General features: G+C 64.6%; 1 protein-coding gene. It reads right to left on the bottom strand.

The window, feature by feature from the left end; all coding sequences use genetic code 11:
- On the bottom strand, positions 1-979 hold a 979-nt coding region (locus tag AC08OX_RS06255; protein ID WP_476606939.1), incomplete at its 3' end, for a GDP-mannose 4,6-dehydratase.
- Between the last annotated feature and the right edge of the window lie 10 nt (positions 980-989).

Raw genomic sequence — 989 nt, 5'->3', positions numbered from 1 at the left:
CGGCCGATTCCGTCTCGGTGGCGACGTCGGCGTCCACCATCATCGCCACCAACTCCTCGAACCCCACCCGCGGCTTCCACCCCAACACCTCCCGCGCCTTCGACGAATCCCCCACCAGCACATCCACCTCAGCCGGCCGGAAAAACCGGGGATCCTGTCGCACGAACCCCGACCAGTCCGAGATCCCCACCCGTCCGAACGCCACATCCAACAACTCCCGGATACTGTGCGTCTCCCCGGTCGCCACCACATAATCGTCCGGCGCGTCCTGCTGCAGCATCCGCCACATCGCCTCCACGTAATCCCCCGCGAAACCCCAGTCCCGCCGCGACTCCAGATTCCCCAACGACAACGAGTCCTGCAACCCCAACGAAATCCGCGCCACCGCCCGCGAGATCTTCCGGGTCACGAACTCGATCCCCCGCCGCGGCGACTCGTGATTAAACAACAACCCCGAACACGCGAACGCCCCGTACGACTCCCGATAATTCACCGTCAGATAGTGACCAAACGTCTTCGCCACCCCGTACGGCGATCGCGGATGAAACGGCGTCGACTCCCGCTGCGGCGTCTCCCGCACCTTCCCGAACATCTCCGACGACGACGCCTGATAGAACCGCACCCCCGACATGTCGTTACCACCCGCGATCCGCAACGCCTCCAGAACCCGCAGCACCCCCATCCCCGTCGTCTCCCCGGTCAGCTCCGCCTGCTTCCACGACAACCCCACGAACGAGATCGCTCCCAGGTTGTACACCTCGTCCGGCTGCGAGATCTCCACCGCCCCGATCAACGACGGAAGATCCGTCAGATCCCCCTCCAACAACACCACCCCCGGCACCAGCCGCTCCACCGTCGCCACCTTCGGGTTCGACTGCCCCCGCACCAACCCGAACACCTCATAACCCTTCGCGGTCAGCAACTCACCCAGATACAACCCGTCCTGACCGGTAATCCCGGTAATCAGCGCGCGAGGCACGTCGAATCCT

This window comes from Frankia sp. CoBUL1 (genome assembly GCF_978021245.1).
This window is presented reverse-complemented; position numbering and strand designations above follow the sequence as displayed.